This window comes from Deinococcus sp. NW-56, from assembly GCF_002953415.1.
In the GTDB taxonomy this organism is placed as follows: domain Bacteria; phylum Deinococcota; class Deinococci; order Deinococcales; family Deinococcaceae; genus Deinococcus.
Genome location: NZ_CP026516.1, coordinates 1,697,804 through 1,711,297, shown reverse-complemented (window position 1 = coordinate 1,711,297; position 13,494 = coordinate 1,697,804). Strand labels below are relative to the sequence as shown.

The 13,494-nt window shown below is 67.8% G+C and carries 9 protein-coding genes; 4 read left to right on the top strand and 5 right to left on the bottom strand.

Annotated elements, in window-relative coordinates:
• Positions 1 to 48: 48 nt before the first annotated feature.
• The 3 genes from glgX to C3K08_RS08575 form a co-directional block, all read right to left on the bottom strand.
• Positions 49 to 2,184, bottom strand: coding sequence for a glycogen debranching protein GlgX (gene glgX, locus C3K08_RS08585; RefSeq protein ID WP_104990931.1), 2,136 nt, complete (start codon positions 2,182 to 2,184; stop codon positions 49 to 51).
• 184 nt (positions 2,185 to 2,368) lie between these two features.
• Positions 2,369 to 3,079 (bottom strand): hypothetical protein, encoded by a 711-nt coding sequence (locus C3K08_RS08580; protein WP_104990930.1) that lies wholly within the window; start codon positions 3,077 to 3,079, stop codon positions 2,369 to 2,371.
• A 101-nt stretch (positions 3,080 to 3,180) separates the two neighbouring features.
• Positions 3,181 to 4,152, bottom strand: coding sequence for an ABC transporter substrate-binding protein (locus tag C3K08_RS08575; protein WP_199776900.1), 972 nt, complete (start codon positions 4,150 to 4,152; stop codon positions 3,181 to 3,183).
• 77 nt (positions 4,153 to 4,229) lie between these two features.
• Between C3K08_RS08575 and C3K08_RS08570 the strand changes: the two genes are divergently transcribed.
• Genes C3K08_RS08570 through C3K08_RS08555 form a run of 4 tightly spaced genes read left to right on the top strand, consistent with a single transcriptional unit; the run spans position 4,230 to position 10,493 of the window.
• Positions 4,230 to 4,607 carry an MliC family protein gene (locus C3K08_RS08570; RefSeq protein ID WP_104990928.1) on the top strand — a complete coding sequence of 126 codons (378 nt, stop codon included), beginning with the start codon at positions 4,230 to 4,232 and terminating at the stop codon, positions 4,605 to 4,607.
• A 40-nt stretch (positions 4,608 to 4,647) separates the two neighbouring features.
• Entirely contained in the window at positions 4,648 to 5,730 is a 1,083-nt protein-coding gene (locus tag C3K08_RS08565; RefSeq protein WP_104990927.1) for a serine hydrolase, read from the top strand.
• Positions 5,731 to 5,780: 50 nt separating this feature from the next.
• Positions 5,781 to 8,921 (top strand): DEAD/DEAH box helicase, encoded by a 3,141-nt coding sequence (locus tag C3K08_RS08560; protein WP_104990926.1) that lies wholly within the window; start codon positions 5,781 to 5,783, stop codon positions 8,919 to 8,921.
• Between the two features lie 42 nt (positions 8,922 to 8,963).
• Positions 8,964 to 10,493: a S10 family peptidase gene (locus tag C3K08_RS08555; protein WP_104990925.1), complete on the top strand. Its 1,530-nt coding sequence runs from the start codon at positions 8,964 to 8,966 to the stop codon at positions 10,491 to 10,493.
• Positions 10,494 to 10,502: 9 nt separating this feature from the next.
• On the opposite strand, the gene C3K08_RS08550 is transcribed toward C3K08_RS08555, so the two are convergent.
• Positions 10,503 to 11,303, bottom strand: coding sequence for a hypothetical protein (locus tag C3K08_RS08550; RefSeq protein WP_104990924.1), 801 nt, complete (start codon positions 11,301 to 11,303; stop codon positions 10,503 to 10,505).
• Positions 11,304 to 11,438: 135 nt separating this feature from the next.
• Positions 11,439 to 13,403 (bottom strand): DNA topoisomerase subunit B, encoded by a 1,965-nt coding sequence (locus tag C3K08_RS08545; protein ID WP_104990923.1) that lies wholly within the window; start codon positions 13,401 to 13,403, stop codon positions 11,439 to 11,441.
• Between the last annotated feature and the right edge of the window lie 91 nt (positions 13,404 to 13,494).

Here is a 13,494-nt window from a genome sequence, read left to right as displayed (position 1 = left end):
GTCGGAGGTCCAGGCGATCCTTGAACCTCCGGCGAGAAAGTGGTGCCCTCAGTCGCGTACGCAGCGGTAGAGCTTCACGCTCCGGGCCTGGAGGGTCGTTTCCTCCCCGGCGGGAAGGCGCTCGCGGGCACCGTCGTCGGTGGTGTCGAGCAGCAGTTCCCACTGCGGGCAGCCGTCAAGGTCGGGCAGCCGGAAGGGCAGGTCGATATGCGAGGCCGACAGCAGCAGCAGCAGGTCGTCGTCCTTCAGCGGGCGGCCTTCCGCGTCCACGTCGTCGAGGCCGTCGCCGTCGAGGAACATCCCCAGGCTCTGGGTCTGGGGGTTGTTCCAGTCCTCGTCGCTCATCTCGGCGCCGTCGAAGCGCAGCCAGACGATGTCGCGCACGTCCTCGCCGCGGATGGTGCGGCCCGAGAAGAACTTGCGGCGGTGCAGGGCGGGGTGCGCCTTACGCAGCCGGATCAACCGCCGGGTGAAGGCCAGCAGGTCGGCGTCGATGTTCTGCCAGTCATACCAACTGATCTCGTTGTCCTGGCAGTAGGCGTTGTTGTTGCCCTTCTGGGTGCGCCCGATCTCGTCGCCGCCCAGGAGCATCGGGGTGCCCTGGCCCAGCAGCAGGGTCGCCAGGAAGTTGCGCTGCTGCTGAGAGCGCAGGCGGTTCACCTCGGGATCGTCCGTCTCGCCCTCCACCCCGCAGTTCCAGGTGAGGTTGTGGCTGTGGCCGTCGGCGTTGCCCTCCCCGTTGGCCTCGTTGTGCTTCTGCTCGTAGGTCACCGAGTCGCGCAGGGTGAAGCCGTCGTGGGCCGTCACGAAGTTGATGGAGGCGTATGGCTTGCGCCCGTCGCGCTGGTAGAGGTCGCTGCTGCCCGTGAGGCGGTACCCGATCTCGGAGGCCAGCCCGCCTTCCCCCTTCCAGAAGGCCCGCATGTCGTCGCGGTAGATGCCGTTCCACTCGGCCCAGTTCACCGGGAAGTTGCCGACCTGGTAGCCGCCTTCCCCCACGTCCCACGGCTCGGCGATGAGTTTCACCTGCGAGATCACCGGGTCCTGGTGGATGATGGTGAAGAAGCCCGAGAGCTGGTCCACCTCATGCAGCCCCCGCGCCAGCGTGGAGGCCAGGTCAAAGCGGAAGCCGTCCACATGCATCTCGGTGACCCAGTAGCGCAGCGAGTCCATGATGAGTTGCAGCGTCTGGGGATGGCGCACGTTCAGGGAGTTGCCGGTGCCCGTGTAGTCGAAGTAGAAGCGCGGGTTGTCGGCCACCAGGCGGTAGTAGGTGGGGTTGTCGATGCCCTTGAAGCTCATCGTCGGCCCCATGTGGTTCCCCTCGGCCGTGTGGTTGTACACCACGTCGAGGATGACCTCGATTCCGGCGTCGTGCAGGGCGCGGACCATGTTCTTGAACTCGGGCACCGCGCCCGCCGGGTCCCCGCGCCGCGCCGCCGCCGAGTAGCGGACCTCCGGCGCGAAGAAGTTCAGGGTCGAGTAGCCCCAGTAGTTGCTCAGGCCCTTGCCCAGCAGAAAGCCGTCGTCCACATGCTGGTGAACGGGCAGGAATTCGACCGCCGTGATGCCGAGGTCGCGCAAGTAGCGCAGCACCGGCTCGGTCGCCACCCCCGCGTAGGTGCCCCTCAACGCCTCGGGCACGTCGGGGTGGGTCATGGTCAGGCCGCGCACGTGCGCCTCGTAGATCACCGACTGGTGAAAGGGCACGCTCGGCTTGACATCGCCCACCCAGTTGAACAGCGGATCGATGACGATGCCGAGGGGAGCGCCGCGCTGCTCTGCGGTCTGCATGGTGAGGTCGTCTTCGCCCTGGTAGCCCAGGATGCCCCGGTCATGCTGCTCCACGCCGTCGAGCGCCTTGGCATAGGGGTCGAGCAGCACGATGTTGGGATTGAAGCGCAGGCCCTTTTCGGGCGCGTACTCGCCGTGGACCCGGTAGCCGTAGCGTTGGCCCGGCCCCACGCCCGGCAGGTAGCCGTGCCACACGAAGGCGGTCTGCTCGGTCAGCGGCACGCGCGTCTCGGTGCCCGCCTCGTCGAAGAGGCACAGTTCCACCCCGGTCGCGTTCTCGGAGTACAGGGCAAAGTTGGTGCCCTTGCCGTCCCAGGTCGCCCCCAGCGGATAGGGGCTGCCGGGCCGCAGCAGGGCGGGTTGGGTGGCGGGAAGATCGGTGATGGTCATGGGTGCTGGGTCCTCCACGGGCCAGGAAAGGCCCGGTGTAGTGCGCGAAAGTCAGAGGCGGCGGCGGCCCCGCGCTGGCCCGGTCAGGCCCGCTGCCGCGAGGTCGCCGCCCATAGGTGGAAACGTTACCAGATCGCTCTCACGGCGCTCTGACGCTTGAAGACACTTCGCTGGGAGGGATGGTTCAGAACCCGAGCTGCGCCCGTGGCCGTCCCAGTTGCGCCAGCCGCTCCGGCGTCCACAGCTCGTAGCGGTACATGGGGTATTGCCGCTTGAAGCGCCCCACCCGGTCCCAGACCTCGCGCGACTCGAAGGGCACGACCAGAATCAGCCGGATGACCGAGTCTTCCGCGTCGTAGATGTAGAAGTCGAAGTAAAAGGACTGCTCGGTGCCCCGGTCGGTGAAGAGGGGAAAGGGGAAGGCCCGGTAGCGCCACGCCTTGTTCTTGTCGGTCAGGATGCGGGCGGCGACCCGTTTGAGGGCGCTGTCGGGAAAGGTCAGGCGCTCGCCGTCGCGGTCGCGGAAGGTCGTGTCCGGGTCCGGCGCGTCGAGCTGCACCCGCTTGAGGTCAGGCAGGGGCTTTTTGCCCCCGCCCGCGCCCTCCCGCGTCACCTTGGGCGGCGCCTTGCGGCCCGGTCCCGACGCGAAGGGCCGCTCGCCGCCCCGCCCTTCGCCGCGCTCTCCCGGCTTGCGGCGGGCGGGATTGGTGCCGGACAGGGCGCCCCGGCCCTGCGACTGGCCCTGGGTGCGGGGACGCTCCCCGGCGCCCTGCTTTTCTTCGCGGCCCCCCGGCTCGCGGGCGGGGCGGCTGGTGTCGCGGGTGATGCCGCCGCGTCCCTGCGCGGCAGTGCGTTTGGGCGGTCGGCCCCTGGAGCCTTTTCTGGGTCCGGTCATGGGGGTAGTGTAGCGGCCCGCTTCCCGCCGCCAGCGATCAGCACAACAAAAGCCCCGGCGTCATGCCGGGGCTCTTGCTGGTTGCTGGAAGATGGTGGCTCCTACTTCGCCAGCCCGCGAATCACGCTGAGGTTCACGAACTTGTTCAGGTCGGGCACGTCCCGCGCGAAGCCCGCTTCCTTGTTGAGCTGCGCGTACTCGGCCAGCGTCTTGAGGTTGATGTCCCAGGTCACCTTGGTCCGCGCCAGCGCCTTGAACAGCTCGGCGGTGTTGGGCCGCTTGCCGGTAAAGGCCTGAATCTGGTCCGCGATGGCTTTCTGCGCCCCGGCGTTGCTCTTCCCGATGAAATTGATCGCGGCGAGGTGCCCGCGCAGCAGGTCCTTGACGACTTCGGGGTTCTGCGAGGCGAACTTGGTGTTCACGACGAGGACGGTCGTGGTGTAGTTCCCTCCCTCCCAGATCGCCTTCTCGTTGGCGATGAGTTTGGCCCCCTGCGACTCCATGATCGCGCCCCAGGGCTCCTGCACCAGCGCGGCGTCCACCTGCTTGGTGGCGAAGGCGGCGGGCATGTTGGCCGGGTCGATGGGCACGATGGTCACGTTGCCGCCCTCGTCGGTGGCCTTCAGGCCGTTCTCGTGCAGCAGGTGCCGCAGGCTGATGTCCTGGGTCGAGCCGCGCGTGGGCACGGCGACCTTCTTGCCCTTCAGCGCCTTGACGTTGCGGATGCCGCTGTCCTTGCGCCCGACCAGCACCGCACCCGCGTTCGCGGCGCCCGCGTACACCTGGATAGGCACCCCGCGCATAAAGGCGTTCATGGCCGGGCCGGGGCCGACATAGGCCGCGTCAATCGCGCCAGCCGCGAACGCCTCGTTGATCTGCGAGCCGTTGGCGAACTCCTTGACGACCAGCTTGACGCCCCCAAGTTCCTTCTGGAAGAGGCCGCGCTGAACGCCGACCAGTCCGGCCGCATGGGTCACGTTGGGGAACACCCCGAGGCGCAGTTCCTTGGCCTGCTGTGCGCCCGCGCTGCCCAGCAGCACCAGGGCGGTAAGAGAAAGAATCGTCCGCTTCACAAAACAAAGCATAACAGAGAAGTTGACCAGATTTGTAATCTGTATGGGCAGAGGCCCCCGGCCTGTAGGCTGGAGCGATGAGGCTGGTCGCGGCTGCCCTGCTGGTCCTCGCTATAGCCCCGGTTGCCGAAGCGGGGGGCGGCCCTTCCACGCCCGGCTCCTCCCGAACCTTCCACTACACCTGTGGCGGTGGGCAGAAGATCAGCGCCACCTACGCCACCTTCGGTCCGGGTGGCCCCACCTTCGTGGTGCTGAACTGGGGCGGGCGTGAATACGGCTTGGCCGAGGCTCTCAGTGCCAGCGGTGCCCGCTACGCCAGCCGGGCCGGGCCGGAGGGGGCACGCGGCGGCCTGGAGTGGTGGGAGCATCAGGGCGAGGCGACCCTGAGCACTTTTGTCGGGATAAACACGGGGCGTACGCGCGCGCTGCTGACGGGGTGCCGCACCGGCCGGTAAATCGGCGGGCGCAGGCTGGGCCGCCGGGATACGCTGGGCCATGCCCACAGCCCAGCTCGACGCCCTCGTGGACGAGGCCCGCGCCACGAACACCAGCGCCCTCATCGTGATGCGGGACGGTGAAGTGGTCGTAGACGAGGTGATAGACGGGCGCGGCGACCGTCCCATCGAGACGATGAGCGTGACCAAGGCCGTACTGAGCTTGGTCGTGGGCCGTGCGGTGACCCTGGGGCATCTGCCGGGGGCGGACGTGCCCGTGTGCGAGTTCTTCCCCGAATGGCAGCAGGGGCGCAAGCGGGACGTGACGCTGCGGCACCTGATGACGCACACGAGCGGCCTGCAAAATGAGTTGCATACGGGAAAGGAGATTTACCCCAGCTCCGACTTTGTACAGCTCGCGCTGTGTGCCGAGCTGGACCATGACCCTGGAACATACTTCGCCTACAACAACAAGGCCGCCAACCTGATTTGCGGTCTGCTGGAGCGGGCCACCGGGCAGAGGGCCGACGACTTCGCCCGTGCGGAACTGTTCGGGCCGCTGGGGATGGAGGAGTGGGAATGGGTGCGTGACCCGGCCGGAAATCCGCACGGTCTGGCGGGGCTGCGTCTCCATGCCCGCGACCTCGCGCGGCTGGGGCACCTGGCCCTGGACGGTGCAGGCGGCCTGATTTCGCGGCGGTGGCTGGAGGAAAGTACGCGGCCCGCCACGCCCGCCGAGCCGTCCATCGGCCTGCTGTGGTGGATGCTCCCTGCCTGGACGCGGTACAGCATCGGTGAGGCCCAGATCGCATCGCTCCGGCGGGCAGGCGGCACGCCGCAGCAGGTGGCGGCGCTGGAAAGGTGCCGCTGCCAGGGGGTAGAGCGGGACCGCGTCCTGCACCTGATCGGGCAAGTGGGCTTGCGGCCCCAGGAGTTTCCGAGGGACGCGGAGTGGCTGGGCACCGAACAAGGCCCGCACGTCGGTTTCCGGCACGACGGATACCGGGGACAGAACCTCGTCGTTCACCGTGAGGCGCGGCTGGTGGCGGTGCGTCTGATTGCCTGGGACCATCCGCAGGTGGACGCCCCCGAAAGCGCCTTCTCTGCTTTCCCCGACCGCATCCTCGCCCTCGCCTCCGCCTGACCGTTCTCTCGCTCCCCGTACCCTTTGCCCTCCCCGCGTACAATCTTCCGGTGACGGTCGCCGCCCCCAACCTCTCCAGACTGATGCCGACCGCTCCGGTCGGAAACGTGCTGCTGCTGCCACAGGTGGCCCGCGCCGCCCTCTTTGCTGCCCACCCCGGCCCCGCCGTGCTGCTCACCACCCCCGACCGCCTGGGCACCTACGCCTCCGCCGGGGCGCTGGGCTCGCCTGTGTCGGTCAATCCGGGACTGCGCGACTGGGCGGGCAAGCACGATCACGTCATGCTGGACGTGACCACAGCCCTCGACCTCTTCCCGGCGCACCCCGAGGACCACGCCCTCGCCCTGCGGGTGGGCGCGAGCTACCCCCGCGAGGACCTGCTCGCCCGGCTGGAACGCCTGGGCTACGAACGCCTTCAAGACCCCGAGGACGATGAAACGGGCTACCTCCTGCGCGGCGACACGCTGGAGTTGCGGCTGGGGCCGGGGGCGGGCGTGCCAGCGGGCGAGGACGGGCTGACCCTCCGCGCCGAGTTCTTCGGGGACGAACTGGACACCCTGCGCCGCCTGGGGGCGGGCGAGCTGACAGGCGAGAAGATCCGGGACTTCACCCTGGAACCCACCGCCGACTACCTCACCGACGTGAAGTGGGACGCCACCCGCCTGGACCTGCTGCCGGGCCGCGTGTTCCTGGACGCGCCAGAGTTCTACGCCTCGGCGCTGGGGCCGCTCACCGATACCCTGTGGCCCCGGCTGCGGGAGCGCGAGGTCACGTCCTTTGGCCGCGCCCCGCTGGAGCTGACCGACTACGACCTGGGCCTGACGCCGCTGCCCTTCTACCGCGCCCGCTTATCTGACCTGGAGCGCGATATTGGCGAGTGGCGCGGGGCTGGATACCGGGTGCTGATCCTGGTGCGCCACGACCGCACCGCCGCTTACCTTGCGGACCGGCTGCTGAACACCCACGAGATTCCCTGGCTGAGCGTGCCCCGCGTGGAGGAGGGCGGCCTGGGCTTCCTCCGCGCGAACGGCGAGGGCGGTTTCGCCATTCCCGAGCACCGCGCGGTCGTGCTCACAGAAGACCTGATCTACGGTTTCCAGGGCGGCTCGGCGCTGCGGGGGCGCAAGCTGGCGGGCAAGCCCGTCACGGACGCGCTGGGGTTGCACGTCGGGGACTACCTGATCCACCCCGAGCACGGCATCGGGCAGTTTCAGGGGCTGGAGACGCGCACGGTGCTGGGCGTCACGCGCGACTACCTCAACCTCGACTACCGGGGCGGCGCCCGCCTCGCCGTGCCCATCGAGCAACTGCCCGTGCTGCGGCGGCACCCCGGCACCACCGACGACCCGCCGGTCCTCTCCAGTTTCGACAAGAAGGACTGGGCCAAGGCCAAGGAAAAAGCCCGCAAGAACGCCGAGGAGGTCGCGGGCAAGCTGCTCGTGCAGTACGCGGCCCGGCAGGTCACGCCCGGCAACGCCTTCCCGCCCCAACCCGAGTGGGACGCGCAGGTCGAGCAGAACTTCAAGTTCGACCTCACCGCCGACCAGAAGACGGCCCTGAAGGAAACGATGGGCGACCTTGAGCGTCCCATTCCCGCCGACCGCCTGATCTCCGGCGACGTGGGCTTTGGCAAGACGGAGGTCGCGCTGCGGGCCGCCCACCGCGTCGTGGGGCACGGCAAACAGGTCGCCATGCTGGTGCCCACCACTCTGCTCGCCGAGCAGCACACCTCCACCTTTGTGGAGCGCTTCAAAGACCTGCCCGTGCGGGTGGAGGGCCTATCGCGTTTCACCGGGGACAAGCAGGCCAAGAGCATCCTGGGCGACCTTGCGCAGGGCAAGGTGGACATCATCATCGGGACGCACCGCCTCCTCTCGGGCGATATCGGGTTCAAGGACCTCGGCCTGATCATCGTGGACGAGGAACACCGTTTCGGGGTGAGCCAGAAGGAAAAGCTGCGGGCCATGCGCGGGCTGCCCGACGTGCCCAAGGACGGCAAGATCGAGATTCCGGAGGGCATCAAGGCCGTGGACACGCTGGCCCTTTCCGCCACGCCCATCCCGCGTACCCTGTACATGAGCATGGTGGGCCTGCGCGACATGAGCTCCATCCAGACGCCGCCCAAGGGTCGCAAGCCCATCCAGACGGTGCTCGCGCCCTTCGACCCGGTGACCGTGCGCGACGCGGTCCTCTCCGAGATTGAGCGCGGCGGCAAGGTCTTCTACATCCACGACCGCATCGCGTCCATCGGCGCCCGCAGCCTGTACCTGCGCAACCTGATTCCGGAAGCCCGCATCGGCGTGGCGCACGGCCGCATGAACGAGGAGGAACTCGAGGAGATCATGCTGGGCTTCGCGGAGGGGGCCTTCGACGTGCTGATTTCCACGACCATCGTGGAAACGGGGTTGGACATCCCCGAGGCAAACACCATCCTGATCGAGCGCTCGGACCGCCTGGGCCTCGCGCAGCTCTACCAGCTTCGCGGGCGCGTGGGGCGGCGGCAGCAGACCGCCTACGCCTACCTCTTCTACCCGCCGCGCATGACCGAGAACGCCCAGCGGCGGCTGTGGGCAATTGCCGACCTGCAAGACCTCGGCTCGGGGCACCTGCTCGCCGAAAAGGACATGGAGATTCGCGGGGTGGGCAACATCCTCGGCGAGGAGCAGCACGGGCACGTGCAGGCCGTGTCCATCGACGTATACACCGAGATGCTCGCGCAGGCGGTTGCCAAACTCAAGGGCGAGAAGATGGAAGCGCCCGCCTCCGTCTCCATCGACCTGCCCATCAACGCCCGCCTCACGCCCGACTACTTCAGCGGCAACGAGGAGGAGCGCATCGCCACCTACGGGCGGCTCTCCGAGGCGCGGACCCTCCAGGCGGTCAGCCGGGTGGAGCGCGACCTCCGCAAGAAGTACGGGCCGCCCACCCCGGAGGTTCAGAACTTCATCGACCTCGCCAAGCTGCGGCTGACGGCGGTCGCCAAGCGCGTGCTGAGCATCGGGGAGACGATGACGCACCTTCAGGTGACCTTCGCGTACAAGTCGCTCGACTACGACGCGCCGGGCCTCAAGCGTTTTCCCCACCGGACCGAGGTGACGACCTTCCCGCCGTCGGTGCGGTTGGAAAAGCGGGGCCTCAAGCCAGATGACTACGCGCGGATGCTGATGGAGTTGCTGGGGTATTTCGGCTAGTCGGAAGCCGCGGCGGCCCCACGCGCTAGAACTACCCTACCCATGAGCGACGAACAGGAGAAGCAGGCGACCGAGCCGGGCACCGAAGTGAGGGTCAAGGTCAAGACCGGCGAGCGGGACCGCCCCGAGGACGAGAAGCCCCGCGATGAGGTCAGCGTCACCCGCCACCGCATCACCGTGGGGGGCCGCGAACTGGCCTACACCGTCACGGCGGGGACGATGGTGCTGGCCGAGGAGAAGCACGCGAAAGACGGCGAGTCGGAGGGGGTCAAGCCCCGCGCCCGCGTCTTTTTCGTGGCCTACGCGCTCGACGGCGAGCACGACCCACGCACGCGGCCCGTCACTTTCAGCTTCAACGGCGGGCCTGGCAGCTCGTCGGTGTGGCTGCACCTCGGCCTGCTGGGGCCGCGCCGGGTGGTCATGGGCGACGCGGGGGCGCTGACCGGGCCACCCTACGACCTGACCGACAACGACTTCACCCTGCTGACGCACTCGGACCTCGTGTTCATCGACCCGGTGAGCACCGGGTACTCGCGCGTCACGGAAGGCGAGAAGCCCGGCGACTTCCACGGCTTCCAGAAGGACATCGAGTCGGTGGGCGACTTTATCCGGCTGTGGACCAGCCGGGCCGGGCGCTGGCTCAGCCCCAAGTTTCTGATCGGCGAGAGCTACGGCACCACGCGGGCGGCGGGCCTCAGCGGGTACTTGCAGGAGCGGCACGGCCTGTTCCTGAACGGGATCATGCTCATCAGCTCGATTCTCGACTTCTCGACGGTGGACTTCACGCCGGGGCACGACCTGCCGTACATCGTCCACCTGCCCACCGCCGCCGCGACCGCGTGGTATCACGGCAAGCTCGGCGGTGAGCGTTCGCTGAACGACGTGTTGCGCGAGGCCGAGGCTTTCGCGGACGGCGACTATGCCCGCGCCCTGCATCTCGGCCCGCGCCTGAGCGAGGAAGAACAGCGGGTGGTGGCCGAGCGCTACGCGGCGCTGACCGGGCTGGACGTGGGCTTTGTCCGGCGCAACAACCTGCGCGTCACCCTGGCCCGCTTCTGCAAGGAACTGCTGCGCGACGAAGGCCGCACGGTGGGCCGTCTCGACAGCCGCTTTACCGGGCTGGACCGCGATTCGGGCGGCGAGGCGAACGAGTACGACCCCAGCCTCAGCGCCATCCTGGGGCCGTACACGGCGGCGATGAACCACTACGTGCGGACGGAGTTGGGCTTCGAGTCCGACCTCCCCTACGAGATTCTGACCATGCGGGTGCGGCCCTGGAGCTACAAGGAGTTCGAGAACAAGCATGTGCGTGTCTCGGACACGCTGCGGAAAGCCATGCACCAGAATGAGCACCTCAAGGTGCTGGTGGCGTCAGGCTACTTCGACTTCGCCACGCCGTACCACGCGACCCGGCACACGCTCGATCACCTCGGTCTCGACCCCAGCCTGCGCGGGAATGTCCGCGAGGTCTTCTACGAGGCCGGGCACATGATGTATGTCCACCGCCCCAGCCTGGAGCGGCAGTACGCGGACCTGGTGGAGTTTGTGGAGTGGGGGGCAGGGCGGGGCTGAGCCGGGCGGTTACATCCGCCCGCAGGTCCAGCGGCGTTCGCCGCTCGCCGTAGGAATCGTCACGCGCAGGCGGCCTACCTCGCCCTCGATGGGGGTGGCGGTGCCGCCGCCAAGCGCTCCGCCGGAAAAGGTGGCCGCCGTGCGCCCGGTATTCAGCGTGTAACGGCCCGTCACGCCAAAAGGGTCCACGTAGCGCCCGTCGGGTTGAAGCTGGATGGCGCCGCGGGCCTGGAACTCGAACTGCCAGGAGCCGTTCACCAGTCGGGGCCGCGTCTCGGTGCAGCCGTACTTGCCCGGTTGAAGGTGAAGGGCGCTGGCCTGCGCGGTGGGTGCAGGTGCCGCGGCTGGGCGGGGAGCCGGAGCCGACGCGCTGGCGCGGGGCGCAGCGGCCGTGTTCAGGGTGCACCATCCCAGCACCACCCCGTCGCCGTCGTCAACCCACAGACCAGCCAGCGGCGTCTTGCCCGTTCCGGCGAGGCGAAAGGCCGCCACATACCCGTCCTCGTCGGCCTCGTCCAGCAGGGTGAGGCTGTAGCCCAGGGCCTTCAGGCCCTCCTGAAATTGCTCGGCGAGGTCGTCTCTGGATTCCGGCCAGACCACGTATTCGCTCTTCTGGCAGGTGCCCCCCGCCTGGGCGGCCGCCTCCCGCAGCGCCCCTGCGAATTCATTGACGGCGCTGCGGTCGGTCACGATGACCGCGTCTGGCGTGAAAGGAGCGCCTACCAGGCTGCTTTTCGGTCCGGTTTGGGCGTACCCCGAGGCAGCGAGCAAAAAGGTCGAGAGGAGCGTGGGCATCAGCAGACGGGTCATGGGCACTCCTGGGGTGGACAGGGGGGTCAAGCAGGGCAGATGCTCCATTGTCCGCACTCCGACCAGCGGGTCAAGCCCCCAAAGGAGGAAGCCCGCCCCACTGGCACGGGGCGGGCTTCTCGGTTCTGCCTTCGCTTAGACGCTGATCTCGGCGAAGCGAGCGTTGTCCTGAATGAACTTCTTGCGGGGGGCGACTTCCGAGCCCATCAGGTCCTCGAAGACCTCGTTGGTCTCCATCAGGTCCTCGACCTTGACCTGCTTCAGCGCCCGCGTCTCGGGGTTCATGGTGGTGTCCCAGAGCTGGACGGCGTTCATCTCACCCAGCCCCTTGAAGCGCTGAATCTCGTACTTCTTGCCTTCCTTGTTGGCACGGGCGACGTGCGCCTTGAGTTCTTCCTCGGTGTAGAGGTAGGTGCCCTTCTTCTCGCGGCCCACCAGGATGCGGTACAGCGGCGGCTGCGCGATGTAGAGGTAACCCTGCTCGACGACCGGGCGCATGTAGCGGTAGAAGAAGGTCAGCAGCAGGGTGGCGATGTGCCCGCCGTCCATGTCCGCGTCGGTCATGATGATGATCTTGTGGTAACGCAGGTTGGAGAGGTCGAAGTGCATCCGGTCCCCGGTGCCCTCCACGCCCGCGCCGATGGCCCCGATCAGCGCCCGGATCTCGGCGTTCTTGAGAATCTTGTTCAGCTCGGACTTCTCGACGTTCAGGATCTTGCCGCGCAGGGGCAGAATCGCCTGGAAGCGCCGCTCACGCCCGCCCTTGGCCGAGCCACCGGCCGAGATGCCCTCGACGATAAACAGCTCGGACTCGGAGGGGTCCTGCGAGGAGCAGTCGGCCAGCTTGCCGGGCAGGTCGTCGTTTTCCAGCGGGTTGGAGCGCCGGACGATGTCGCGGGCCTTGCGGGCGGCCTCGCGGGCGCGGGCGGCCTCGGCGGCCTTCTCCACGATGGTCTTGCCGATCTTGGGATTCTCTTCGAGGAACTCCGCGAACTTCTCGCCCACGATGGCGTTCACGGCGGTCTGCGCCTCGCTGTTCAGCAGCTTGACCTTGGCCTGCGACTCGAACTGCGGCTCGCCCAGCTTGACGCTGACCACGCAGTAGATGCCTTCGAGCAGGTCGTCGCCGCTGGGCACCGGGTTGCCGGATTTGATCAGGTTCTTGTCCTTGGCGTACTTGTTCAGGATGCGCGTGTACGCGGTCTTGAAGCCAGTCAGCGGCGTGCCACCGTCGCGGGTGCGAATCATGTTCGCGTACGTCAGGATGTTGTCGCTGGAGTAGGTGTTCGCGTGAATAAACGCGACCTCGACCTCCACGTCCATGTGCGAGCCGCGCATCACGATGGGCTGGTCGTACAGCAGCTTGGTGTCGTCGGTCACGAGCGCCCGGGCAAAGTTGGCGATGCCGCCCTGCTCGTGGAACACCTCCTCGCGGATCTCCCCGGCGTGCAGTTCGGTGCGCTCATCGCGCACGACGATCTTCAGGCCGGTCAGGTAGGCCAGCTCGCGCAGGCGGCCCCGGATGCGGTCGTAATTGAAGAGGTTCTCGAACTCCGAGAAGACCTGTGGGTCGGGGTGGAAGGTGACCTTGGTCGACCACGTCACGTCGGCGGGCGTCTGGCCCAGCACTTCCAGCGGCGTGGTCACCGCGCCCTTCTCGAAGCGGATGTGGTGCAGCTGGCCGCCCTTGTTCACCGTCACGTCGAGGTAGGTCGACAGCGCGTTCACCACGCTGGAGCCGACCCCGTGCAGGCCGCCGGACACCTTGTAGGCGCCGCCGCCGAACTTGCCGCCCGCGTGCAGCTCGGTGAAGATCACCTCGATGGCGGGGCGGTTTTCGGACTTCATCATGTCCACGGGAATGCCGCGCCCGTTGTCGGTGACAGTGGCCGAGCCGTCGGCGTGCATGATGACGTGAACCTCGTCGGCAAAGCCGCCCAGGCCCTCGTCGATGGCGTTGTCGATGATCTCGGTCAGCAGTTGGTGGTAGCCGTCGATGCCGGTGCCGCCCTGCACGTACATGCCGGGGCGCTTGCGAACGGCCTCCAGCCCCTTGAGAATCGAGATGGAGCTGGCGTCATAGGCGGGAGTCTGGGTCATGATCCTCCTGGCGTTGCCCCCGTAGGGACACGTCCTGAGCTTGGGCAGGTCGATTCGGAAAAAACGGGCGCTGGGTGCGCCCCCGAAGGTC

Coding starts and splice junctions, on each gene's coding strand:
- glgX (WP_104990931.1), bottom strand. CDS start 2,184: ATGACCATCACCGATCTTCCCGCCACCCAACCCGCCCTGCTGCGGCCC.
- C3K08_RS08580 (WP_104990930.1), bottom strand. CDS start 3,079: ATGACCGGACCCAGAAAAGGCTCCAGGGGCCGACCGCCCAAACGCACT.
- C3K08_RS08570 (WP_104990928.1), top strand. CDS start 4,230: ATGAGGCTGGTCGCGGCTGCCCTGCTGGTCCTCGCTATAGCCCCGGTT.
- C3K08_RS08565 (WP_104990927.1), top strand. CDS start 4,648: ATGCCCACAGCCCAGCTCGACGCCCTCGTGGACGAGGCCCGCGCCACG.
- C3K08_RS08555 (WP_104990925.1), top strand. CDS start 8,964: ATGAGCGACGAACAGGAGAAGCAGGCGACCGAGCCGGGCACCGAAGTG.
- C3K08_RS08550 (WP_104990924.1), bottom strand. CDS start 11,303: ATGACCCGTCTGCTGATGCCCACGCTCCTCTCGACCTTTTTGCTCGCT.
- C3K08_RS08545 (WP_104990923.1), bottom strand. CDS start 13,403: ATGACCCAGACTCCCGCCTATGACGCCAGCTCCATCTCGATTCTCAAG.